This window comes from Agromyces aerolatus (genome assembly GCF_031432255.1).
Lineage (GTDB): Bacteria > Actinomycetota > Actinomycetes > Actinomycetales > Microbacteriaceae > Agromyces.
This window is the reverse complement of the sequence record NZ_JAVKGQ010000004.1, coordinates 1-22,075: the sequence shown is the minus strand read 5'-3', so window position 1 is coordinate 22,075 and position 22,075 is coordinate 1. Positions and strand designations below refer to the sequence as shown.

Here is a 22,075-nt window from a genome sequence, read left to right as displayed (position 1 = left end):
CCGCGCGGCCGGAAGTTCCTGAGCTGGGAAGCAGCCTCGGATGGAGCGCGCGGGGCAGGGGCTCGGGGCTCGAACACACCCACGCTCCACCTGCGCTTCCTTGCTCAGGAATGTCGATGACGCGCTCGGCGCGTCGGCCCACGACACGCCGCCGCGGCAACCCCGGTTCCTGAGCAAGGAAGCAGAAAGGAAAAGTGGGAATGCGCCGGGTGCGGGATCCGGGACGACGCGCCCGGGTCAGGTGGCGTCGCCGGCGGTGATCGCCTCCGCCTCGGTGGCGGATGCCTCGGCGGCACCGGGCTCGTCGACGCCGTCGACCCTGCGGAGCGCGCGCCGGCCCAGCACGATGATGAGCGCCGCGACGGCGACCGAGCCCGCCGCCGCGTAGTACGGCGCCGAGGGCGCGATCAGATGCGCGAGCTCGGCGGCCGCGGGCGGCGCCACCGCGCCGCCGAGGAACCGCACGGCGGAGTACGCGCTCGATGCGACGGACCGCTGCAGGTCGGTCGCCTCCATGACGCACTCCGTGAGCACGGTGTTCAGCACGCCGAGCAGGAGCCCGCCGACGACGATGCAGACCACGAGGCCCACCGGCGACTCGATCAGCAGACCGGCCACGACGAGATCGACCGCGAGCACCGGCAGCGTGATCCAGAGGACGCGGGTCCGAGGCATCCGTGCGGTCAGCAGTGGCGCGACGAAGACCGATGTGACGGCGAGCGCGACACCCCAGCCGAAGAACGTGAAGCCGAGTCCCATCGCGTCGAACCCGAGCGGGAACGGCGAGTAGGCCAGCAGCACGAAGAAGCCGATGTTGTAGAAGAGCGCCGCGGCCGCGAGCACGCCGAGGGCGGGCTGGCGCAGCGCGCGGATCGGTGCCGACAGCCGGGTCGGCTGCGGCGTCGCAGCGCTCGCGGCGCCACCCGGGGCGCCGGCCCGCTCGTCGCGCAGGAACGCCACGATCGCGATGAACCCCACCGCCATGAGCGCGGCCGTGCCGAAGAACGGCCCGCGCCAGCTCACGCTGCCGAGCAGCCCGCCGAGCAGCGGGCCGACGGCGATGCCGAGCCCGAGCGCGGCCTCGTAGAGGATGATCGCGGACGCGGTGCCGCCCGACGCGGCGCCCACGATGGTCGCGAGCGCGGTGGAGATGAACAGCGCGTTGCCGAGGCCCCATCCGGCCCGGAAGCCGATGACGGACTCGACGTTCTGCGACAGCCCGGCCGCCGCGGCGAAGACCACGATGAGCGCGAGCCCGATGAGCAGCGTCTTCTTGGCGCCGATACGGCTCGACAGCCAGCTCGTGACGAGCATCGCGAGCCCCGTGATCAGCAGATAGCTCGTGAACAGCAGCTCGGTCTCGGTCGGCGTCGCCTCGAGGCTCTCGGCGATGGCGGGCAGGATCGGATCGACCAGCCCGATGCCCATGAACGCGATCACGCACGCGAACGCGACGGCCCAGACCGCCTTCGGCTGCTTCAAGATCGACCCGGATGCCCCGTGGCCGGCGCCGTGCGCGCCGGGCGCCTGCGTCGCGCCCGTGCTCACGCGACCGCCCCCGACCGGAGCTCGTCGTCGGCACGGTCGAGCCGCTCGCGCACGATGGCGACGGCGCGCTCGAGTGCTGCGGCGTCGGCGTCGTCGAGATCGCTGAACCGCGGTGCGAGCTGTGCCGCGAGCTCGGCACGCCAGGCGTCGAGCGCGACGAGTCCGCGCCGATCGGCCGAGATGAGCCAGGCCCGGGCGTCGTGCTCGTCGGCGATGCGGCGGATCCAGCCGCGCTCGTCGAGCGTGTTCACGAGCTTGGTCATGGTGGGCTGGCTGACCCGGCTGACGCGGGCGAGCTCGCCGAGGCGCATGGGGCCGAAGTCACGCAGCACGCTCAGTGTGCGCCAGATCGCGGGCGACTCGGTGCTGCCCGTGGCCGTGGCCGCGAGCCGCGTGAGGCGGTGGTTGACGGAGACGAGCTCGCCGATCAACTCGGTGAGCGCACCGGGCTCGATGGATTGCATAGCTCAACTATATAGCCGCTCTATGCATCCGTGCCCGCCCCGCCCCGCCCCGCCCCGCCCCGCCCGCCCCGCCCGCGAGTGTGATCATTCGAGACGACTGTTACCGTTACGGCGGCCACACTCGGTCGGAACGGCAACACTCGGCGGGCGGAGACGAAGGATGCCCCGTGCCGAAGCTTCGGCACGGGGCATCCGTGTGGTGCGGTGACGCGAGTCACCTCAAGTGCGCGCCTTGCAGCGCGGCGATTACTTGAGGGTGACGGTCGCGCCGGCCTCTTCGAGCGAAGCCTTCGCCTTGTCGGCGGTCTCCTTGTTCGCGCCCTCGAGCACGGCCTTGGGGGCACCGTCGACGACGGCCTTGGCCTCGCCGAGGCCGAGCGAGGTGAGCTCGCGGACGACCTTGATGACCTGGATCTTCTTGTCGCCGGCAGCCTCGAGGATGACGTCGAAGGAGTCCTTCTCCTCAGCCTCTTCAGCAGCGGCGCCGCCACCGGCGGCAGCGGGGCCGGCGACCGCGACGGGCGCGGCGGCGGTGACCTCGAAGGTCTCCTCGAACGCCTTGACGAACTCCGAGAGCTCGATGAGGGTCAGGCCCTTGAACTGCTCGAGCAGCTCCTCAGTGGACAGCTTTGCCATTTCTATCTCCTTAGTTGGTTACTCACCGCTTGAGAGGCTCGCGCCTACGCAGCGGACTCCTGCTTCTCACGCAGCGCGTCGACCGTGCGAACGGCCTTCGACAGCGGTGCGTTGAACAGATATGCGGCTCCGAACAGCGAGGCCTTGAAGGCGCCGGCGAGCTTGCCGAGCAGCACTTCGCGGGACTCGAGGTCGGCGAGCTTGCCTACCTCTTCGGCGGTCAGGGGCTTGCCATCGAAATAGCCGCCCTTGACCACGAGGAGAGGGTTCGCCTTGGCGAATTCACGCAGCGACTTCGCGACGGCGACGGGGTCACCATGCACGAACGCGATCGCCGACGGGCCCTTGAGCTCGTCGTCGAACGCGGAGATGCCGGCCTGGTTGGCGGCGATCTTGGTCAGCGTGTTCTTCACCACGGCGTAGCTCGCGTCCCCACTGATGGACTTGCGCAGCGTCTTGAGCTGGGCAACAGTGAGGCCGCGGTATTCGGTCAGCAGAACGGCGGTCGAGCTCTCGAACAGGTTCTTGAGTTCGGCAACCGAGGCTTCCTTGTTCGCCATGGCCACTCCTTGTGTCTTCAACGCGCATCGCGGAGGCGATGCGCGGCCTGGGAGCGCTGGCGAGGCTGTGAAATGAAAAAAGCTCCGGCGCAAGCGCGCGGAGCTCGATCGGGAGAAACCCGGAAGTCTTCGTCACACCTGCGCGGGCCCCTGCATTCGCAGAGCTTCGGTCGGTTCGCCTTGCGGCTCACACGACGACCAGCGGTCTTCGGCTCAGAGCAGCATAACGGATGCCCCGGGGTCGGCCAAATCCGCACGGTTCCGCCGGGGCATCCGCTCGAAGCGCCACCGCGGAATAGTTGACCGACCTCAATAGTTGACGTATGTCATCGACTTGTTCTATGGTTGACCCCTCTCAACTATCTGTGCTGGAGATCTCACACCGCATGTCACGCAAGACTTCCCCTTCCTCCGCCGCCGGTGAGCAGCTCACCGAGAGCGGCATGACGCACCGGGCCGTGCTCACCGCCCTCTCGGGCCTCATCCTCGGCATGTTCGTGTCGATGCTCGCCACGACCGTCGTGGGCAGCTCCCTGCCCGTCATCATCTCCGACCTCGGCGGCGACCAGAGCGCCTTCACGTGGGTCGTCACCGCGACGCTGCTCGCGACGACCGTCTCCACGCCCATCTGGGGCAAGCTCGCCGACCTGTTCAACCGCAAGTTCCTGCTGCAGCTCGCCCTCGTGATCTTCGTGCTGTCGTCGGCGGTCGCCGGCTTCGCGCAAGACCCGGGCATGCTCATCACGATGCGCGTGTTCCAGGGTCTCGGCGCGGGCGGCCTCGGCGCGCTCAGCCAGATCGTCATGGCCGACATCCTCAGCCCGCGCGAGCGCGGCAAGTACGCCGGGCTCTTCGGCGCGGTCATGGCCATCGCCACGGTCGGCGGCCCGCTGCTCGGCGGCGTCGTGACCGACGCGTTCGGCTGGCGCTGGAACTTCTTCGTCGGCCTGCCCATCGCGATCGTCGCGCTGATCATCCTGCAGCGAACCCTGCATCTGCCGAAGCTCGAACAGCGCAAGGTCTCGATCGACTACGCCGGCATCGTGCTCATCTCGTCCGGGGTCGCCCTGCTGCTGATCTGGGTGTCGCTCGGCGGCAGCCAGTTCGAGTGGAACTCGCTCGAGTCGTGGCTCATGGTCATCGGCGGCGTGGTGCTGCTCGCGATCGCGGTGGTCGTCGAGCTGAAGTCCAAGGAGCCGCTAATCCCGCTCTGGCTGTTCAAGAACCGCACGTTCACGCTCTCGGTGCTCGCGAGCATCTCGGTCGGCGTGGCCATGTTCGGCACGGCCGTGTTCCTCAGCCAGTACATGCAGCTCGCACGCGGTGCGACCCCGACCGAGTCGGGCCTGCTGACCATCCCGATGATGGCGGGCGTGCTCATCTCGTCGACCGTGATCGGCGCGCTGATCTCACGGCGCGGCAAGTGGAAGGCGTACGTCATCACGGGAGCCGTGCTCATGATCGCGGGCACCGTGCTGCTCTCGCAGCTGCACTACGACACCGACTTCTTCTACGTCGGCGCCTCGATGTTCGTGCTCGGCGCGGGCGTCGGCATGATCATGCAGAACCTCGTCCTGGTCGTGCAGAACACGACCGAGGTGCGCACCATGGGCGTCGCGACCAGTGCCGTGACGTTCTTCCGCAGCCTCGGCGGCACCGCGGGCGTCGCGGTCATGGGGTCGATCCTCGGCACCGTCGTCGCCGACCAGGTGAAGTCGGGCCTCGCGACGCTCGCGCCCGAGCAGCAGGCGGTCGCCGCGCAGGCGCTCGCCGGTGGCGCGATCCCGCACGTGAACGAGCTGCCGCAGCAGATCCGGGTCGTGGTCGAGTCGGCCTACGGGCTCGGGGTCGGTGCGGTGTTCCTCGCGGCCGTGCCGCTCGCCGTGGTCACGCTCATCACCGTGATCTTCCTGCCGAACGTGCAGCTCGGCACGCTCAACGCGGTCCAGCGCGCGAAGGCCGAGCACGGCGCGCCCGCCCCGGTTTCCGAAGCGGAGCTCATCGGGGAAGAATTGTTCGAGGCATCCGAAGCGACCGTCGCGGTGCCCGTGACCGGAACCGTGCCGGTCATCGACGAAGCGCGCCCACGTAAGGAAGGCCGGCCCTGACATGACCGCCGCGACCGCCGATCCCGCCGTCGACGAGGCCATCGCCCTCGTGGAGGAGCAGCTCAGCGTCGTCTTCACCCGGGCACGTCAGCTCTGGAAGCAGGCGGCCGAGCAGATCCACCCCGACCTGCAGCCCGCCGGCTACAAGGTGCTGGCGACGATCGTCCGCCTCGAGGCGACGAACGCGCACGTGCTCGCCGATCTGCTCGACATGGACAAGAGCTCGGTCAGCCGGCAGGTGCGCGTGCTCGAGGAGGCGGGCTTCGTCGAGAGCCGCCCCGACGAGCGCGACGGCCGGCTGCGCGTGCTCGCACCGACACCCGTCGCGGTCGAGCGCATCCGTGCGGTGCGCGAGCGGCATCAGGCGCGCGTGCGCCGCGTGCTCGAGGACCGCGCGCCCGAGGAGCTCGTGGCGTTCGCGGGCATGCTCCGCCTGATCGCCGACGCCCCCGACGAGTAGTCCGCGACCGACCTCTCACGGTTCACCTCGGGGATAGTGCGATGCACTAGCCTCGGGAAAGCGCAATCCCCCAATCTGCACCGATGTGCTCCGTTCTGTCGAACGACGCTGAGGTGCGACCCCGCGCTTCCGAGAGAAGAGGATTCCAATGACGGACGTCCACCCGAGCCGTTCGCTCGCCGATGCGCCGCGCGCAGATGATGGGTATTACGGCCCGAACAGTGTCTCCTGGCGGGTGTTCTCCGACCCCGGCTCGATGCTGGGTGCGAAGAACGCGGTGTTCCTGCAGATGCTCGAGCCGGGCATGATGACCCATTTCGAGCGCGTGTCGATGACCAACGAGGGCCCGGAGGCGATGGCGGCCCGGTTCGATCGGACCTCCGCATACCTGCGCGACGCGGTCTTCGCCGACAAGGCGCACGCCGACGCCGCGGCGAAGCATGTCGACATGCTTCACGAACGGGCTTCCTGGACGAATCCGGAGACGGGCGAGGTCGTCAGCGCCAAGCAGCCGGCATGGCAGCGCTGGACCTGGTGGACCTACATCTGGTCCGCCGTGCGCGGATACCAGGAGTTCGGGCCCGGGCTCTCCACCGCGGACGCCGATCGCGTGGTCGTCGAATCGCGACAGGGCGCTGAGCAGCTGCACGTGCCCGGACCGTACTTCGACACCTTCGCCGAGTTGGATGCATACATCCGGTCCGAGCTCGACTCGAAGGCGCTCACCCTCTTCGCCGCACTGGCCGGGCACTCGCTCCGTCACCCCGACGTCAAGGGACCGCTCGCCAAGTGGGTGACCCGGCGGGTGCTCAACGGTGTGCTCTCGCTGCTGCCCGAGAAGGCGCTGCTCTTCTACGCCCTCGAGGATCGCAGTGCGAAGGAGCTCGCGCGAGGCGCCAGGTTCACCAAGTGGATCGCGAAGCTCTCGCGGAAGAACCAGTCGGCCGAGGAGCTCATCGCCACAGCGATCGGTGATTCGATCGCGAAGCCGTATCAGAAGGTGCGGGTCAAGAAGCCGGCGGCGGCGGCCACCGCCGCCTAGCCTCTCGGCAGAAGCGACCGCAACGACACGTGCGGGTCGGTCAGTTGCGCGAGACTGACCGACACCGCGCGGTCGATGAGCCGGCGCGCGGCACGCACCGTGTTCGGATCGTCGACACTGGACGCACCCACCAGGCGTTCGCCGTCGATCCGGAACACGGTCGGGTGCGCTCCGGGACGGACGACCTCGCGGCCCTGCGCGACCACGTCGCCGACGACTTCGATGTGGTGCCCGTACCGGTCCGACCAGAACCATCCGGCGCCGCGCGGTTCACGCGGCAGCCCGAGGATGGCCGCGGCCACCGCTCGTCCGTCCTGCTGCGCCGCTTCCCAGTGTCCGCGCGGAGTCGCGGGTGCGTCGATGGGCACGCGCGCGCGGGTCGCGTCGCCGACGGCGAACACGCCCGATGCGGAGGTGCGGCCGTCCTCGTCGACGAGGATCGCGCCGTCGACGTCGAGGCCCGCCGCTGCCGCGAGCGTCGTGTCGATGGTGATCCCGGTTCCGACCAGGACGCCGTCGACGTCGATCGAGTCGCCGCTCCCGAGGGTGACGCGCAGTCGCGTGCCGACCGGCGTGATCGCCGCGATCGTGCTCGCGCGGACGTCGACCCCGTGCTCGGCGTGCATGGCGTGCAGGTGCTGAGCCATCGTGGATCCGAAGATCCGGGATCCGGGCACCTCGTTCGGGTCGATGAGCACGACCTCGGAGCCGAGCGCGCGCAGGGCTGCAGCGGCCTCCGCCCCGATCAGACCCGCGCCGATGACCGCGACGGTGCGCGCGGCGAGCGCGCGCAGCGCGACGACATCCGCGTACGTCCGGAGCGTGGTCACACCGGGCAGGTCGGCACCCGGGAACGCGGGGATCCGCGCACTCGCCCCCGTGGCGAGGACGACCGCTTCTCCGTCGACGACCTCGCCGTCGTCGAGCACCACGGCGCGCGCCTCGGCGTCGAGCCGGATCGCGTTGCTCCCCAGCCGGACGTCGATACGGAGATCCGCGATCGTCGCTGCATCGGCGAATGCGAGTGCCGCAAGCGGCGAGCCGTCGATCAGCGCCGTCTTCGACAGCGGTGGCCGGTCGTAGCAGGCCGCCTCCCGCTCGATGAGGACGAGGTCGCCGTCGAAGCCCTGTGAACGCAGCGTTGAGGCGACCGTCCACCCACCGATGCCGCCTCCGACGATGACGACTCGCCGGTCACCGCTCACGCGAGGGATGCCGGATTCGGCGTGAGCATGAGTGCCTCGCCCTCCAGCGCGATGGTGTGGGTTGCGACACCCTTCGGGGCCGGCGGGCCGAGCACCGCGCCGTCGGAGAGCCGGAATGTCGAGGCGTGCAGCGGGCACTCCACGCAGCCCGCCTCGATCCAGCCCTCGGCGAGGGCCGCCTCCTCGTGGGTGCAGGTGTTGTCGATCGCGAAGTACCGGCCGCCACTGAAGACGACGGCGATGTCATCTCGCGTGCCGGAGACGGATCGCGGGACCACGAGCGCCTCATCCTCACCGATATCGCCGGCGACGCCCACCTTGATCGACTCCGTCACCCGGCCAAACTATCAGTCGTGACGGCGGTTGGTGGCAGCATGCGGGGCATGGAGATCACACACGTCAACCCGGCGTCGCTGCACACGAACCCGGCGTTCAGCCAGGGGGTGCTGGTGCGCGGCGACCACGACACACTGGTCGTCGGCGGCCAGAACGGCACGGATGTCTCGGGCGCCATCGTCGACGGCGGCGCGGCCGCCCAGACCGAGCAGGCGCTCCGCAACGTGCTCGCGGTGCTCGCCGAGGCCGGCGCCGACCAGACCAACGTCACCCGGCTCGCGGTCTACCTCGACCCGACGGTCTCGGTCGACGAGGGGTTCGGAGCCTCGATGCGCGTCTGGGGGCCGCACCCCACCGCGATCACGGTGCAGGTCGTCGCCAAGATGGGCCGCCCCGGCGCGCTGGTCGAGATCGAGGCGCTCGCGGCCATCCCGCGCGAGTAACCCCGCCGCTGGTCGAGTAGCGAGCGACGGAGGAGCACGCGTATCGAGATCTCGTCGCTCGCTACTCGACCAACGGGGCGTCGTCGCTCGCAACTCGACCAGCGGGGTATCCGTCGCTACGCGAGCGGCAGCCGCACCGTGAACACGGTGCGCCCCGGCTCGCTCGCCACCGACACCTCGCCGTGGTGCGCCTCGGCCACGGCGCGCACGATCGCGAGCCCGAGGCCCGTGCTGCCCGCGCGGCGCGAGCGCGAGCTGTCTCCGCGTGCGAAGCGCTCGAACAGCGTGTCGCGCAGGTCGGGGTCGATGCCCGGGCCGTCGTCGGCGACCGTGATCACCGCCGACGAGGCATCCGTCGTCAGGGTCGCGACGATCGAGGTGCCCTCAGGCGTGTGCACGCGTGCGTTGGTGAGCAGGTTGCCGAGCACCTGGCGCAGGCGCGCCTCGTCGCCGGGCACGACGACCGGCTCGTCGGGCAGCTCGACCGTCCACTCGTGATCGGGCCCCGCGACCTGCGCGTCGGCGACCGCGTCGGCGACGATGGGGCCGAGCTCGACCTCGCCCGCGACGAGCTCGCGGCCCTCGTCGAGCCGAGCGAGCAGCAGCAGGTCCTCGACGAGCTCGGTCATGCGCACCGACTCGGACTCGATGCGGCCGAGCGCGTGCACCACGTCCTCGGGCAGCGCGCCGCCATGCAGGCGCGTGAGCTCGGCATAGCCACGGATCGACGCGAGCGGCGTGCGCAGCTCGTGCGACGCGTCGGCCACGAACCGGCGCACCTTGCGTTCCGATTCCTCACGGGCCGAGAGGGCGGATGCCACGTGGCCGAGCATGCGGTTGAACGCCGTGCCGAGCCGGCCCACCTCGGTGCCCGGCTCGTCCACCGGCACGCGCTCGTCGAGGTCGACGTCGCCGCGCTCGAGCGGAAGCTCGGACACCGCCTGCGCGGTCGCGGTGACCCGCTCGAGCGGTTCGAGCGAACGCCGCACGACGAGCGAGCCCGCGCCCAGCGCGATGAGCAGCCCGCCCGCGGCGACGAGCACGACGGTGCCGGTGAGCTGCGCGGTCTGCGCGCTCACGTCGGCCAGCGGCAGCGCGAGCACGACGACGACGCCGGGCTCGGACTCCACGGCGAGCGCGCGATACTCCCCCAGCGCACCGGCCGTGATGGTGTGCGGCGAGCCGTCGGGCGAGACCGCGGCGAGCGCGGCCGTCGCCGCCGGGCCCGCCTCGATGATCTGCCCCTCGTCGATGTACGCCGCGGTCGACGCGGCGCCGCGGACGAGACCGCCGAGCGTTCCCTCGGGCTGGCCCGGCACACCCAGGAAGCCCTGCACGGTCGCGAGCGCATCCCCCGGGAAACCGGACCCTGCGGCCGTGTCGGCGCGCGACGACGCCGCCCGCAGGCTCGCATCGAGCCGGGCGACCGACGACGCGTGGAAGAGCAGCACGGTCGCGACGCCGACCGCGACGCTCATGGCGACGAGCAGGCCCGCGATGAGCACGAGCAGCCGGCGGCGGATGGTCCACGGGCCGCGCGCGAACGGCGTGCGGTCGATCACGGCACGGAACCCCGAGGCATGCGCGCCGGCCGAGGCATCCGCCCTGGCCGAGGCATCCGCCCTGCCTGAGGCATCCGTCCCGCTCGAGGCATCCGCCCGGCTCGTCGCGTCCCGCTCGCGAAGCTGCTCGCGCGCGTGCGCCGCGCGCGACGCCGCGGCGTACCCGGGCTCGCCCGGGTGGGTCACGCGTTCACCGCTTTCAGCATGTAGCCCGCGCCGCGGACCGTGTGGATCATGGGCGCGCGACCCTGGTCGATCTTCTTGCGCAGGTACGAGATGTAGAGCTCGACCACGGTCTCCTTGCCGCCGAAGTCGTACGACCACACCCGGTCGAGGATCTGCGCCTTCGACAGCACCCGGCGCGGGTTGCGCATGAGGAAACGCAGCAGCTCGAACTCGGTCGCCGTGAGCTCGATGGGCGTGCCGTCGCGCTCGACCTCGTACGAGTCCTCGTCGAGCGTCAGGTCGCCCACGCGCAGCACCGGGTCGCGCTGCTGCGCGAGCGTGAGGGTCGAGCGGCGGATGAGTCCGCGCACGCGCGCGACGACCTCTTCGAGGCTGAACGGTTTGGTGACGTAGTCGTCGCCGCCCGCCGTGAGACCCGCGATGCGGTCGTCGAGCGAGTCCTTCGCGGTCAGGAAGAGCACGGGGGTCTCGGTGCCGTCGGCGCGCACGCGCTGCAGCACCTCGAGGCCGTCGATGTCGGGCAGCATGATGTCGAGCACGATCGCATCGGGGCGGAACTCGCGCGCGGCCTTCACGGCCGCGAGGCCGTCGCCCGCGGTGCGCACGTCCCAGCCCTCGTAGCGGAACGCCATCTTGAGCAGGTCGGCGAGGGATGCCTCGTCGTCGACGACGAGCAGCCGGACCATCGACCCGTCGGGCTTGTGCAGCTGGGGGGTGCGGTGCGCGGCGGTCTGCTCGGTGCTCATACTCCCAAGTATCCGCACGTATCTATGCGATTCCTATGAGGTTTCTCTTCGTTAGTCGAGTGAGCTGACCACCCGTCGGTCGAGGAGCGAGCGCCAGCGAGTGTATCGAGACCCGGCGGAGTCGGATCGTAACGCGGGTCTCGATACGCGTGCTCGTACCTCGCTCGCTACTCGACCAACGGGGGCGTGCTCGTACCTCGCTCGCTACTCGACCAACGGGAGGTCAGACGGGGGCGACATGGGGAGTCCATAGCGGCGCGAGGGGGTGGGCATAGTCGGCGCTCGTACGTTCGGCGGCATGTTCTTCACATATCTTCGGCGCGAGCTCGCCGGGCGGAGACGACAGACCGCCATCGTCGCGATCGGCATGGCCCTCGCCATCGCGCTCGTCATCCTCGTCAACGCCGTCTCGACGGGGGTGCGCAACGCGCAAGCGTCGGTGCTGGAATCCGTCTACGGCGTCGGCACCGACCTCACCGTGACCGCAACGCCCACGGCCCCGGGCGAGGGCGGCCCGCAGCGCTTCGAGTTCGGGGTCGACGACGGCACGACGGCGGACGGGTCGACGGCCATCAGCCAGTCGCGCCTCACCACCGGGCCCGGCGGTGCGACGCTCGACGCGTCGGCGCTCGAGACCGTCGAGCAGGTCGACGGGGTCGCGGCGGCAGCCGCGACGCTGTCGCTGACCAACATGACGTTCTCGGGCGAGCTTCCGCAGCGCTCGACCGGCGACGCCACGACCGGCGGGCCGAGCGACGAGATGCAGCAGGCCGGGCCGCCCGCCGGAGGCGGGTTCGACGGGGCGGGTGGCAGCGCGTTCGACGTCGACAGCTTCAGCGTGCTCGGGCTCGACCCGGCCGCGGCGGCCGTCGGACCGCTCTCGTCGGTCGAGCTCGCCGAGGGGCGCGGGCTCGAGGCATCCGACACCGGTCAGGCCGTCGCCGTGCTCGACGCGAGCTACGCGACCACCGCGGAGCTCGCCGTCGGCGACCGCATCGACGTCGGCGGCACGGAGTTCGAGGTCGTCGGCACCGTGAGCTCGACGTCGGCCGACGCCGAGACCGCCGCGAACGTCTACCTTCCGATCGACCTCGCGCAGTCGCTCTCGGGAAACGACGGACTCATCACCGACGTGTACGTGCAGGCCGCCTCGGCCGACGCCATCGCGAGTGTGCAGGCCGATCTCGAAGAGGCGCTGCCCGACGCGACCGTGAACACCCAGTCCGACCTCGCCTCGCAAGTCTCGGGCTCGCTGTCGACCGCGTCGAGCCTCATCTCGAACCTCGGCCTCTGGCTCTCGCTCGCGGTGCTCGTCGCGGCGTTCCTGATCGCGATCCTGTTCACGATCCAGTCGGTCACGCGACGCACGCGCGAGTTCGGCACGCTCAAGGCGATCGGATGGTCCGACCGCCGCATCGTCGGCCAGGTCGCGGGCGAGTCACTCGTGCAAGGGCTCATCGGGGGCGCCGCGGGGCTCGTGATCGGGCTCGTCGGCATCTGGATCGTGAACCTGATCGGGCCGACGCTCGGCGGAGGCGTGAGTGGCGGCGGGCTGACCGGCGCGATGCCGGGCGGCGGTCCCGCGGGCGCTGCAGATGCAGCAGGCGGCGGAGCCTTCGGGGCCCGAGCCGACGCCTTCGGCGGCGCGACCACCGAGGTCGTGCTCAACGCCCCCGTGACGGCCTGGGTCATCGCGATCGCGATCGGGCTCGCGGTGCTCGGCGGGCTCATCGCGGGTGCGGTCGGCGGCTGGCGGGCGTCGCGGCTGCGCCCGGCCGAGGCGCTGCGGAGCGTCGCATGAGCGCGGCGGCCCCGACCGGCGCGAGCACGGCGCACCGCTCGCCCGAGGCATCCGTCACCCGCGAGGCATCCGTCACCCGCGAGGCATCCGTCACCCGCCCCAGGAAAGGAATCCCCATGTACACGCTCGAGCGCGTCTCGAAGACGTACCGGCAGTCCACACGCACCGTGCACGCCCTGAAGGAGGTGAACCTCGAGATCGGGGCGGGGCAGCTCGTCGCGATCCAGGGCCCGACCGGCGGCGGCAAGTCGACGCTGCTGCAGATGCTCGGTGCGCTCGACCGACCGACCGACGGGCGCATCGTGCTCGGCGACGCCGAGATCTCTCACCTCGGCGACCGCCGGCTCGGGAAGATCCGCGCCGAGGAGATCGGGTTCGTGTTCCAGCACTTCAACCTGATCCCGACGCTCACCGCGCAGGAGAACGTCGAGGCGGCGCTCGAGCCGCTCGGTGTGCCGGCCGCCGAGCGGCGGGACCGCGCCGCGGCGGCGCTCGCCTCGGTCGGGCTCGGCGAGCGTGCCGGGCACCTGCCGGGCGAGCTCTCGGGCGGGCAGCAGCAGCGCGTCGCGATCGCGCGGGCGCTCGTGAAGGAGCCTCTCGTGCTGCTCGCCGACGAGCCGACCGGCAACCTCGACGAGGGGACGCGCGACGAGATCGTCGGACTGCTCGAGGGGTTGTGGCGCGATCGCGGGCTGACGGTCGTGATCGTCACGCACGACTCGGCCGTCGCGGCACGGGCGGAACGGCGGCTGCAGCTCAAGAACGGCACGGTCACCGAGCGGTAGCCGTCGGTCGAGTAGCGCAGCGTATCGAGACCTGGCGGGCGGTCGTCGAGACGGGACCGGGTCTCGATACGCGCCCTCGTTCCTCGGGCGCTACTCGACCGGCGTGCATGGCCGAGCCCGTCACGACACTCGGGTTCTTCATAGATGCGCATGAAATGTTGCTCGGAGATGTCGAAGCACCATGCACCACGCACCATCGTCCGTCGCCGGCTCCTGGCGGTGGGCGCGGGGGCCGCGCTGCTCGTCGGGGTCGTCGGGGTCAGCATCGGTGCCGCGGTCGGCGGGGTGGACGAGTCGCCGGGCGATTCGGCGGCGTCGAAGGGCTCGATCTCGGCGGCCGCGCCGAAGGCCGAGCCGGAGGGAGCGACCTCGGGCGAGGCATCCGCCGCCGCTATGAGCGCGCCGCTCTCGCCCGCCGTCGCCGCCCAGCTCGCGTACGTCGAGGCCAACTGGCAGGCCACGTCGAACGAGGAGTTCGGATTCCTCGAGGCGAGCGACTGCGTGAACTTCGCGAGCCAGTCGCTCCTCGACCGCGGCTGGCAGCCCGACGACGAGTGGTGGTACGAGGCGGGCGGCGACCCGTACGCGCACGCGTCGGCGTGGATCAGCTCGACCGCGTTCCGCGACTACCTCGCCGCGCGCCCCGACCGGGCGACCGCGCTCACCGACGACCAGCGCGACCAGGTCAAGGTCGGCGACATCGTGCAGTTCGACTGGGACAACTCGGGCGACCGCGACCACACGGGCATCGTGACCGGGGTCATCACGCTCGCCGACGGCACGATCTCGATCGAGTACGCGGGGCACACCGACCCGACGTTCGACTTCACGGTCGACGAGGCCATCACGGTCAAGCACCCCGGCGGCACGGCGTACTACTGGAGCATCCCGGAGTGACCCACCCGTCGGTCGAGTAGGCGCGCCAGCGCCGTATCGAGACCCGGTGAGCCGATCTCGAGATCGGGATGCGAGGTCTCGATACGCGTGCTCGTTCCTCGCTCGCTACTCGACCAGCGAGGCAGCGATCACTGGTTGCTGAAGGCGGCGTCGAAGGACGCCGCGGGCAGCGGCCACAGCTTCGAGCGGATGAATCCCACGGCCTCCGCCGCGCCGTGCAGGCGGTCCATGCCGGCGTCCTCCCACTCGACCGAGATCGGCCCGGCGTACCCGATCGACTCGAGCGCGCGGAACGAGTCCTCCCACGGCACATCCCCGTGCCCCGTCGACACGAAGTCCCAGCCGCGCCGCGGGTCGCCCCACGCGAGGTGCGAGCCCAGGATGCCGGCCCGCCCGTTCGCCGGACGCAGCCTCGTGTCCTTGCAATCCACGTGGTAGATGCGGTCCTTGAAGTCGAGGATGAACCCGACCGGGTCGATGCCCTGCCACATCATGTGCGACGGGTCCCAGTTGAACCCGAACGCCTCACGGTGCCCGATCGCCTCCAACGTCCGTACGCTCGTCCAGTAGTCGTACGCGATCTCGCCCGGGTGCACCTCGTGCGCGAAGCGCACGCCCTCCGCGTCGAACACGTCGAGGATCGGGTTCCACCTCGCCGCGAAATCGTCGTACCCCGCGTCGATCACCGACGCCGGCACGGGCGGGAACATGGCCACGTACGGCCAGATCGACGACCCCGTGAACCCGACGACGGTGTCGACGCCGAGCTTGCGGGCGACCCGCGCCGACCGCTGCATGTCTTCGGCGGCACGCTGCCGGACCCCCTCGGCGTCGCCGTCGCCCCACGTGTACGGGCGCACGATCGCCTGATGCCGGAAGTCGATCGGCGCATCGCAGACCGCCTGCCCCGTCAGGTGGTTCGAGATCGCGTACACCTCGAGCCCGTACCGCTTGAGGATCTCGCGGCGCTCGTCGAGGTATCCGGGCTCCTCGTCGGCGAGCTTCAAATCGAGGTGATCACCGGATGCGGCGATCTCGAGGCCGTCGTACCCCCATTCCGACGCGAGCCTCGCCACCTCCTCGAACGGGAGGTCCGCCCACTGGCCCGTGAACAACGTCACCGGGTGGGTGCTCTTCGGCGTGGACGCATCCGTCATCGGGTTTCCCTTTCGTCTTGCAACGCGTTCAGATAGCGGATGCTCCGCTCGGCGAGCGCATCCTGCGACGGGGCGAGCGGCCGCCAGACGGATGCCGCGACCGCGATCGTCGCATTCTCGCCCGTGAAGCTCTCGAGCCCGAGCGGGCCCGCGTACCCGGCGTCGTCGAGCGCGTCGAGGAAGCCCGGCCAGTCGATGTGGTCGTCGCCCACGGCGCCGCGGTCGTTGCCGCAGACCTGCACGTGCGCGAGATGCTCGCCCGCCGCGCGGATCGCGTCGCCGATGTGCTTCTCCTCGATGTTGAGGTGGTAGCTGTCGAGCGCGAGCCCGAGGCCCGGCCCGAGCGACGGGCCGAGCGCCTCGAGCGCCTGCTCGACGGTGTTCACGAGGCTCGTCTCGTAGCGGTTCAGCGGCTCGATCGCGAGCCGGATGCCCCGCTCCTCCGCCTGCCTGACGACCGGCGCAAGACTCGTGCGGAGCTCACGGTACAGATCGTCGCGCTCCTCGGCGTCCATGCGCCAGGTGCGGCCCGTCGAGGCCGTGAACGGGCCGGCGACGACCCGTGAGCCGAGTCGCTCGGCGACCTTCACGCAGTGCACGAGATAGTTCTGGGTAGCCACGATCTCGGAGCCCCGCGCCGCGACGAGATTGCGGCCAGGGCCCATGGCGCCGACCACGATCGGGGCGAGGCCGTGCTCGGCGAGGGTCTCGGCCGCCGCATCGGGCGACCAGTCGCCGGGCTGCTCGACCGGCAGCTCGATCGCTCCGAACCCGAGCCGCGCGGCCTTCGCCGCAAGCTCGGGCAGCGAGGCATCCGTCACCGGTGACACCCACACCCAGGTGTTGACGCCGATCGTGCGCCGCATGCGTGTTCCTCTCAGACACCGTTGGTCGAGTAGCGAAGCGTATCGAGACCCTGGTGAGCCGGTCCAGGGATCGGCTCACCGGGTCTCGATACGGCGCTGGCGCGCTACTCGACCAGCGAAGGGGGTTACGGGATGACGCGGTCCTCCCAGACCTGCGGGTAGCCGGGCAGGTTCTCGCCGCCGAACTTGGCGTAGTGGCCGTCGGGCATGTTCTCGTTCAGCGCGAGGTACTCGTCGACCTCCTCAGCCGTGATCGGCGACTGCGGGAGCACCCACTCCTTCGGCACCTGCTGGCCCGCGAAGATCATCTGCGCGGCGAGCAGCGGGGTCCGCCACTGGAAGTTCGAGTACACCGGGGCGAGACCCGTGAGACCCGTCTCCTTCCACTTGCGGAGGAAGCTCATCTCGTCCTCGCCCGTCATCACGGGGTAGTCCGCGCCGGCGTCCTCGAACGCCTCGATGGCGGCGACGGCGCCGTCACCGGCGTCCATCCACACACCCTGCACGTCGCCCTTGGCGAGCTCGTCGGAGATGATCTTCTTGATCTCGGCCGGGTCGGCCCCGGTGAAGTAGTCGACCGCCTCGATGCCGGCCTCCTCGAACAGCTTGTCGGCCGCAGCCCACCGCTGTTCCAGCACGTCCACACCAGGCAGGATGCGGAGCGCCACGACCTTGTCGCCCTCGTTCAGGTTCTCGATGAGGAACTCGGCCGTGTCGATGCCCCACGCGAAGCCACCGATCGGGTGGATGAACGTGACCGGGCAGTCGGTCTCGACGCCGCGGTCGAACACGATCACGGGCTTGCCCGTGTCGCACGCACGCTGCACCGCCGGCGTCATCGCGGCCGTGGAGTTCGGCGAGATGATGAAGACGTCGCAGTTGCCCTCGTTGATGAAGTAGTCGATATCGGCGATCTGCGTGTCGTCGGAGTCCTGCGCGTCACGCGTCTCCATCTCGGAGATGGCGCCGGCCTCCTGCAACACCTGCAGCTGCTGGTTCATCGTGATCCAGCCGGTCTGCCGCCACGGGTTCGAGATCGAGGCGTTCGCGAAGCACGCCTTCTTCGCCCCCTGGCTCGCGAACTGGGACGTGTCCACGAACTCGGCGTTGATGTACTGCAGGTACGGCTCGCCCTCAGGGCCCTCGGGCACGACGTCGCGCTCGGCGTCCTGCTTGTCGAAGAGCGCCTGGTCGAACCAGTCGACCGACTCCTCGGTCTCTTCAGGTGCTGCGGACTCGGTGCTCTCGCTCACATTCGGGTCGGTGGTACAGCCGGCGAGCGTGAACAGCGCGAGTGCGCCGATCATGGCGGATGCCACGGTGATCCTGCGTCGCATCACGAACCTCCTTTGGTGTCGTTGTCGGCCCTCTGCGTCGAGGGAACGGGTGCAGGACGAGCGGATGCCTCGTTGGCAGCCTGCTCCTTCGACGCGTCGGGCCCTGGTGCTTGCGGCGGCCCGCCGGGTGAAGTCTCGAGGGCGCGGCCACGACGGCGCGCGCGGAAGGTGGTCGCCGCGTAGGCGACCGCGAGGATGATGATCGCGCCCTGGACGGCGTCGCGATACGTCGACGGCACGCCCGCGAAGTTCAGCAGCGTGAACAGGGCCTCGAGCGCGAACGCGCCGGCCGCCGCGGCGACGACCCAGCCGCGACCGCCGCCGAGCACCACGCCGCCGAGCACGACCGCGGTGATCGCGGTGAACTCGTAGCCGCGGCCGACGCTCGGGTGCACGCCCGCGTAGCCCACGAGCAGGATGCCCGCGACCGTCGCGGAGAGCGACGAGATGATGAACGTCGACGTCTTGACCCACCACACCCGGGCGCCCGCATAGCGGGCCGTCACGGGGTTGTCGCCGAGCGCGATGATCGTGCGGCCGAACGGCCGGCGCGCGAACCAGATCGCGAGCGCGAGGACCACGGCGAGGACGACGACCGACCACGGCAGGATCTCGAGCACCGGGATGTTCCGGATGCCGCCGCGCCCGACCTCGCGGAACGAGTCGGCGGGGTTGCCGGTCGCGGCGCCGCCGGTCCAGTAGAGCACCGCGCCGAGCAGCGCGAGCATCATGCCGAGCGTGACGATGAAGCTCGGCACCCGCAGGAAGCTCACGACCAGGCCGTTGATGAGCCCGATGAGCGCCCCGAACGCGAACATGAAGATCGTGACCGGGACGATCTTCGACTCGTCCTGCCCGATGAGGTTGCCGGCGATCACGACCTGCGCGGTCACGACCGAGCCCATCGAGAGGTCGAACTCACCGCCGACGATCACGAAGTACTGGCCGATCGCGACGATCGCCACCGGGGCGACCCGCTGGATGAACCTGATGAACTGGCCGGGCTCGGCGAACGCCGGGTTCATGACGGTGATCGCGACGAGCAGCACGATGAGCAGCAGGAACACCGCGCCGCGCGGGCTCACGAGCGTGCGCCCGAACTGGGCGAGGCGGTCGAGGAAGGTCGGCTGCTGGGCGGTCGTGGTCGCCCGGGAGTCGGTGGCGGTCATCGCTGCACCCCCTCGGTCTCGGTGCCGGCTCCGGTGCCGGTCTCGGTGCCGGCTCCGGTCTCGGTGCCGGCTCCGGTCTCGGACTCGTGGTCGGTGCGATACGGGCTCGCCGCGGTCGGCGGCCCCGCGTTGCTCTCGGGGCCGATGAGCCCGCCGGGGCCGAACCTCGGCCGGCGCCGATCGAGCTGCCGGCTCGTGTAGATCGCGACCGCGGCCACGATGACGATGCCGCGCACCACGTCCTTCAGGAACGGGTTCACCTGCAGCACGCTCATCACGTTGTCGACGACCGCGAAGATCGCGACGCCGCCGATCGTGCCCCAGATCGAGCCGCGTCCGCCCATGAGCAGCGTGCCGCCGAGCACGACCGCCGCGATCGACAGCAGGTCGTACCCGCCCTGCGTGCCCACCGTGGGGCTGCCGACGCCCAGCCGGCTCGCGAGCAGCAGCCCGGCGAGCGCGGCCGACACCGAGCACAGGATGTGCGCGATGATGAGCGGCCGGGCCGTGCGGATGCCCGAGAGCCGCGCGACCTGCTCGTTGCCGCCGACGGCGTACATGTGGTTGCCGGTGCGCGTGCGAGCGAGGAACAGCGCCGCGAGCAGCGCGACGAACAGCATGAGCAGCGTCGACACGGGGATCGGGCCGAGCCCGGTCGCGCCGATGAGCTGGAAGTCCCACGGCACGTTGCCGCTCGTGCCCTTGTAGTTCGTGTCGAGATAGCCCTTGATGATGAGGCCCGTGCCGAGCGTCGCGATGAAGCCGTTCACCTTGAGCTTCGACACGATGAGCCCGTTCGCGAGGCCGATGACGACCGCGACGCCGAGCACCGCGAGCACGGCAATGGGGATGTTCGCCGGATTGCCCGCCATCAGGTCGGCCGCGATCAGGCTCGACAGGCTCACCACGTACGGCACCGACAGGTCGAGCGAGGCGCACAGGATGACGAGCGTCTGCCCGATCGCGACGAAGCCGAGCACGCTCATCCCGGTCAGGATGTCCCGGATGTTGCCCGCGCTGAAGAAGTTGCGGCCGACGCTCGCGAGCAGGATCGCGCCGATGATGATCACCGCGACGAGCGCGATGCCGACGATGAGGCTCGCATCGAGTCGCCGGCGCCTGCGGCGCGGGGCGCGCGTGGCGGTCGCGGGTGCGGTGGCGGTCATCGCGCACCTCCCTCGACCTTGAGCGTGCCGGTCGCGGCCGCGAGGATCGTCGCCTCGTCGCTGCGCGCCGGCAGCTCCGCCGACGCGCGGCCGTCGTGCATGACCAGGATGCGGTCGGACATGCCGATGACCTCGGGCAGCTCGGACGAGATCATGAGGATCGCGACCCCTTCTTTGGCGAGCCGGCGCATGAGCCGGTACACGGCGACCTTCGCGCCGACGTCGATGCCGCGGGTCGGCTCGTCGAGCAGCACCACGCGCGGCTTCGTCGCGAGCCACTTCGCGAGCACGACCTTCTGCTGGTTGCCGCCCGAGAGGTACTGCACCTCCTGATCGGTGCCGCGCGACACGACCTCGAGCGAGCTGAGCACGCCGGGCAGCTCACGACGGGTCTCGCTCGTGCGCCGCGCGAACACCGAGCGGATCACGAGCAGCGCATTGTCGAGGATGGACTGGTTCAGCGCGAGACCCTGCGCCTTGCGGTCCTCGGTGATGAGCGCGAGCCCGTGCTTCACGGCCTGGCGCGCGTGCGTCAGCCTGATCGGCCGACCGTCGAGCCGCATCGTGCCGCGAGTGAACGGCGCGATGCCGAAGATCGCCTCGACGAGCTCGGTGCGGCCCGAGCCCTGCAGGCCCGCGATGCCGACGATCTCACCGGCCCGAACCTCGAGGTCGACGTCGTCGACGTACCCGTTGCCGGCACCGTGCAGCTCGAGCCGCGGCTCACCGACCGCGGTGTCCGGCTCGGCGTCCGGGAAGTACGCCTCGATGGGCCGGCCGACCATGCGCCGCACGAGCTCGTCGGTGTCGAGCTCGGACGCAGGGCTCGACGACACGAGCGCGCCGTCCTTTAGGACCGTGATCGTGTCGCACAGGTCGAAGATCTCCTTCAGCCGGTGCGAGACGTAGATGATGGCGACGCCGCGCTCCTGCAGCCGGCGGATGATCGCGTATAGCAGCTCGACCTCGTGGTCGGCGAGCGCCGCGGTCGGCTCGTCCATCTGGATGACGCGCGCGTCGGTCGAGAGCGCCTTCACGATCTCGACGATCTGCTGCTCCGCGACGGTGAGGGTGCGCACCGGGGCATCCGCCTCGATCTGCTCGATGCCGAGGCCCTCGAGGAGCTCGCGCGTGCGCCGCACCATGCCCTTGCGGTCGACGACGCCGCGCGTGCGCGGCTCGCGACCGAGGAACACGTTCTCGGCGACCGTGCGTTCGGGCAGCAGGTTGAACTCCTGGAACACCGTCGCGAGGCCGGCGCGCGCCGCCTCGACCGGGTGGTGGAAGTCGACCTCGTCACCCCCGAGCGTGACCGTGCCGGCATCGCGCTCGTACACGCCCGCGAGGATCTTCATGAACGTCGACTTGCCCGCGCCGTTCTCGCCGACGAGGCCGTGCACCTCGCCGGGGCGCAGCGTGAGGCCGACACCGCGCAGCACCGGAACGCCGAAGAAGGACTTCTCGAGGCCCTCGGCCACGAGGACCGGCTCCCGGGTCGCGGTCGGCGCGGCCTCGGCGCCGGACACGCCGTGCGTCTCGGGGGCGGTCATGCGGCGACCTCCGTCCACTCGCCGGTCGTGGCCGAGGCCAGCACGGCCTCG

21 protein-coding genes are annotated in these 22,075 nt (G+C 70.5%); 7 read left to right on the top strand and 14 right to left on the bottom strand.

All coding sequences use genetic code 11. The annotated features are described in order from the left end of the window. Positions 1 to 237 precede the first annotated feature (237 nt). The 4 genes from RH864_RS06605 to rplJ all read right to left on the bottom strand — a co-directional run bounded on the left by RH864_RS06605 (position 238) and on the right by rplJ (position 3,208). Positions 238 to 1,485, bottom strand: coding sequence for an MFS transporter (locus RH864_RS06605; RefSeq protein WP_310517037.1), 1,248 nt, complete (start codon positions 1,483 to 1,485; stop codon positions 238 to 240). Positions 1,486 to 1,544: 59 nt separating this feature from the next. Beyond that, the gene (locus RH864_RS06600) at positions 1,545 to 2,012 is read right to left on the bottom strand and encodes a MarR family winged helix-turn-helix transcriptional regulator (protein WP_310516737.1); all 468 of its coding nucleotides are present in this window, start codon (positions 2,010 to 2,012) and stop codon (positions 1,545 to 1,547) included. A 246-nt stretch (positions 2,013 to 2,258) separates the two neighbouring features. Then, the gene (gene rplL, locus RH864_RS06595; RefSeq protein WP_310516736.1) at positions 2,259 to 2,648 is read right to left on the bottom strand and encodes a 50S ribosomal protein L7/L12; all 390 of its coding nucleotides are present in this window, start codon (positions 2,646 to 2,648) and stop codon (positions 2,259 to 2,261) included. A 44-nt stretch (positions 2,649 to 2,692) separates the two neighbouring features. Beyond that, positions 2,693 to 3,208: a 50S ribosomal protein L10 gene (gene rplJ, locus RH864_RS06590; RefSeq protein WP_310516735.1), complete on the bottom strand. Its 516-nt coding sequence runs from the start codon at positions 3,206 to 3,208 to the stop codon at positions 2,693 to 2,695. Positions 3,209 to 3,594: 386 nt separating this feature from the next. On the opposite strand from rplJ, the gene RH864_RS06585 reads away from it, so the two are divergent. From RH864_RS06585 to RH864_RS06575, 3 genes are all read left to right on the top strand, one after another. After that, positions 3,595 to 5,316 (top strand): MDR family MFS transporter, encoded by a 1,722-nt coding sequence (locus RH864_RS06585; protein ID WP_396129951.1) that lies wholly within the window; start codon positions 3,595 to 3,597, stop codon positions 5,314 to 5,316. A gap of 1 nt (position 5,317) precedes the next feature. Continuing rightward, complete coding sequence (locus tag RH864_RS06580; protein WP_310516734.1) at positions 5,318 to 5,776, top strand: MarR family winged helix-turn-helix transcriptional regulator; 459 nt, start codon at positions 5,318 to 5,320, stop codon at positions 5,774 to 5,776. A 148-nt stretch (positions 5,777 to 5,924) separates the two neighbouring features. Then, positions 5,925 to 6,818 carry an oxygenase MpaB family protein gene (locus tag RH864_RS06575; protein ID WP_310516733.1) on the top strand — a complete coding sequence of 298 codons (894 nt, stop codon included), beginning with the start codon at positions 5,925 to 5,927 and terminating at the stop codon, positions 6,816 to 6,818. Here RH864_RS06575 and RH864_RS06570 read toward each other — a convergent pair. Continuing rightward, a complete protein-coding gene (locus RH864_RS06570; RefSeq protein ID WP_310516732.1) occupies positions 6,815 to 8,023 on the bottom strand; it encodes an NAD(P)/FAD-dependent oxidoreductase in 1,209 nt (402 codons plus the stop codon). The two genes, RH864_RS06575 and RH864_RS06570, sit on opposite strands and share 4 nt — an antisense overlap. Continuing rightward, positions 8,020 to 8,358 carry a Rieske (2Fe-2S) protein gene (locus RH864_RS06565; RefSeq protein ID WP_310516731.1) on the bottom strand — a complete coding sequence of 113 codons (339 nt, stop codon included), beginning with the start codon at positions 8,356 to 8,358 and terminating at the stop codon, positions 8,020 to 8,022. Before RH864_RS06565 ends, RH864_RS06570 begins: the two co-directional genes overlap by 4 nt. Before the next feature lie 48 nt (positions 8,359 to 8,406). Here RH864_RS06565 and RH864_RS06560 point away from each other — a divergent pair, with 48 nt between their 5' ends. Further along, the gene (locus RH864_RS06560) at positions 8,407 to 8,802 is read left to right on the top strand and encodes a RidA family protein (RefSeq protein WP_310516730.1); all 396 of its coding nucleotides are present in this window, start codon (positions 8,407 to 8,409) and stop codon (positions 8,800 to 8,802) included. A gap of 116 nt (positions 8,803 to 8,918) precedes the next feature. Here RH864_RS06560 and RH864_RS06555 read toward each other — a convergent pair whose 3' ends face one another. Together RH864_RS06555 and RH864_RS06550 are read right to left on the bottom strand one after the other, a co-directional pair. Then, positions 8,919 to 10,550 (bottom strand): sensor histidine kinase, encoded by a 1,632-nt coding sequence (locus RH864_RS06555; protein WP_310516729.1) that lies wholly within the window; start codon positions 10,548 to 10,550, stop codon positions 8,919 to 8,921. Then, positions 10,547 to 11,296, bottom strand: coding sequence for a response regulator transcription factor (locus RH864_RS06550; RefSeq protein ID WP_310516728.1), 750 nt, complete (start codon positions 11,294 to 11,296; stop codon positions 10,547 to 10,549). The genes RH864_RS06555 and RH864_RS06550 overlap by 4 nt, the downstream gene beginning before the upstream one ends. A gap of 298 nt (positions 11,297 to 11,594) precedes the next feature. On the opposite strand from RH864_RS06550, the gene RH864_RS06545 reads away from it, so the two are divergent. The 3 genes from RH864_RS06545 (at position 11,595) to RH864_RS06535 (ending at position 14,779) form a co-directional block, all read left to right on the top strand. Further along, positions 11,595 to 13,097, top strand: coding sequence for an ABC transporter permease (locus RH864_RS06545; RefSeq protein WP_310516727.1), 1,503 nt, complete (start codon positions 11,595 to 11,597; stop codon positions 13,095 to 13,097). 116 nt (positions 13,098 to 13,213) lie between these two features. Continuing rightward, positions 13,214 to 13,882 (top strand): ABC transporter ATP-binding protein, encoded by a 669-nt coding sequence (locus tag RH864_RS06540; protein ID WP_310517035.1) that lies wholly within the window; start codon positions 13,214 to 13,216, stop codon positions 13,880 to 13,882. Positions 13,883 to 14,050: 168 nt separating this feature from the next. Further along, the gene (locus tag RH864_RS06535; RefSeq protein WP_310516726.1) at positions 14,051 to 14,779 is read left to right on the top strand and encodes an amidase domain-containing protein; all 729 of its coding nucleotides are present in this window, start codon (positions 14,051 to 14,053) and stop codon (positions 14,777 to 14,779) included. Positions 14,780 to 14,907: 128 nt separating this feature from the next. Here RH864_RS06535 and RH864_RS06530 read toward each other — a convergent pair whose 3' ends face one another. From RH864_RS06530 to RH864_RS06505, 6 genes are all read right to left on the bottom strand, one after another. Beyond that, entirely contained in the window at positions 14,908 to 15,936 is a 1,029-nt protein-coding gene (locus RH864_RS06530; RefSeq protein WP_310516725.1) for a sugar phosphate isomerase/epimerase family protein, read from the bottom strand. Next, positions 15,933 to 16,802, bottom strand: a complete 870-nt coding sequence (locus RH864_RS06525) for a sugar phosphate isomerase/epimerase family protein (protein WP_310516724.1) — start codon at positions 16,800 to 16,802, stop codon at positions 15,933 to 15,935. Before RH864_RS06525 ends, RH864_RS06530 begins: the two co-directional genes overlap by 4 nt. A 125-nt stretch (positions 16,803 to 16,927) precedes the next feature. Continuing rightward, positions 16,928 to 18,139 carry a substrate-binding domain-containing protein gene (locus RH864_RS06520; RefSeq protein WP_310516723.1) on the bottom strand — a complete coding sequence of 404 codons (1,212 nt, stop codon included), beginning with the start codon at positions 18,137 to 18,139 and terminating at the stop codon, positions 16,928 to 16,930. Continuing rightward, complete coding sequence (locus RH864_RS06515; protein ID WP_310516722.1) at positions 18,139 to 19,308, bottom strand: ABC transporter permease; 1,170 nt, start codon at positions 19,306 to 19,308, stop codon at positions 18,139 to 18,141. Before RH864_RS06515 ends, RH864_RS06520 begins: the two co-directional genes overlap by 1 nt. Next, positions 19,305 to 20,474: an ABC transporter permease gene (locus RH864_RS06510; protein WP_310516721.1), complete on the bottom strand. Its 1,170-nt coding sequence runs from the start codon at positions 20,472 to 20,474 to the stop codon at positions 19,305 to 19,307. Before RH864_RS06510 ends, RH864_RS06515 begins: the two co-directional genes overlap by 4 nt. Beyond that, positions 20,471 to 22,024 carry a sugar ABC transporter ATP-binding protein gene (locus RH864_RS06505; protein ID WP_310516720.1) on the bottom strand — a complete coding sequence of 518 codons (1,554 nt, stop codon included), beginning with the start codon at positions 22,022 to 22,024 and terminating at the stop codon, positions 20,471 to 20,473. The genes RH864_RS06510 and RH864_RS06505 overlap by 4 nt, the downstream gene beginning before the upstream one ends. Between the last annotated feature and the right edge of the window lie 51 nt (positions 22,025 to 22,075).

Coding starts and splice junctions, on each gene's coding strand:
- RH864_RS06600 (WP_310516737.1), bottom strand. CDS start 2,012: ATGCAATCCATCGAGCCCGGTGCGCTCACCGAGTTGATCGGCGAGCTC.
- RH864_RS06560 (WP_310516730.1), top strand. CDS start 8,407: ATGGAGATCACACACGTCAACCCGGCGTCGCTGCACACGAACCCGGCG.
- RH864_RS06530 (WP_310516725.1), bottom strand. CDS start 15,936: ATGACGGATGCGTCCACGCCGAAGAGCACCCACCCGGTGACGTTGTTC.
- RH864_RS06520 (WP_310516723.1), bottom strand. CDS start 18,139: ATGCGACGCAGGATCACCGTGGCATCCGCCATGATCGGCGCACTCGCG.
- rplJ (WP_310516735.1), bottom strand. CDS start 3,208: ATGGCGAACAAGGAAGCCTCGGTTGCCGAACTCAAGAACCTGTTCGAG.
- RH864_RS06515 (WP_310516722.1), bottom strand. CDS start 19,308: ATGACCGCCACCGACTCCCGGGCGACCACGACCGCCCAGCAGCCGACC.
- RH864_RS06585 (WP_396129951.1), top strand. CDS start 3,595: ATGTCACGCAAGACTTCCCCTTCCTCCGCCGCCGGTGAGCAGCTCACC.
- rplL (WP_310516736.1), bottom strand. CDS start 2,648: ATGGCAAAGCTGTCCACTGAGGAGCTGCTCGAGCAGTTCAAGGGCCTG.
- RH864_RS06510 (WP_310516721.1), bottom strand. CDS start 20,474: ATGACCGCCACCGCACCCGCGACCGCCACGCGCGCCCCGCGCCGCAGG.
- RH864_RS06550 (WP_310516728.1), bottom strand. CDS start 11,296: ATGAGCACCGAGCAGACCGCCGCGCACCGCACCCCCCAGCTGCACAAG.
- RH864_RS06505 (WP_310516720.1), bottom strand. CDS start 22,024: ATGACCGCCCCCGAGACGCACGGCGTGTCCGGCGCCGAGGCCGCGCCG.
- RH864_RS06575 (WP_310516733.1), top strand. CDS start 5,925: ATGACGGACGTCCACCCGAGCCGTTCGCTCGCCGATGCGCCGCGCGCA.
- RH864_RS06535 (WP_310516726.1), top strand. CDS start 14,051: ATGTCGAAGCACCATGCACCACGCACCATCGTCCGTCGCCGGCTCCTG.
- RH864_RS06545 (WP_310516727.1), top strand. CDS start 11,595: ATGTTCTTCACATATCTTCGGCGCGAGCTCGCCGGGCGGAGACGACAG.
- RH864_RS06525 (WP_310516724.1), bottom strand. CDS start 16,802: ATGCGGCGCACGATCGGCGTCAACACCTGGGTGTGGGTGTCACCGGTG.
- RH864_RS06580 (WP_310516734.1), top strand. CDS start 5,318: ATGACCGCCGCGACCGCCGATCCCGCCGTCGACGAGGCCATCGCCCTC.
- RH864_RS06540 (WP_310517035.1), top strand. CDS start 13,214: ATGTACACGCTCGAGCGCGTCTCGAAGACGTACCGGCAGTCCACACGC.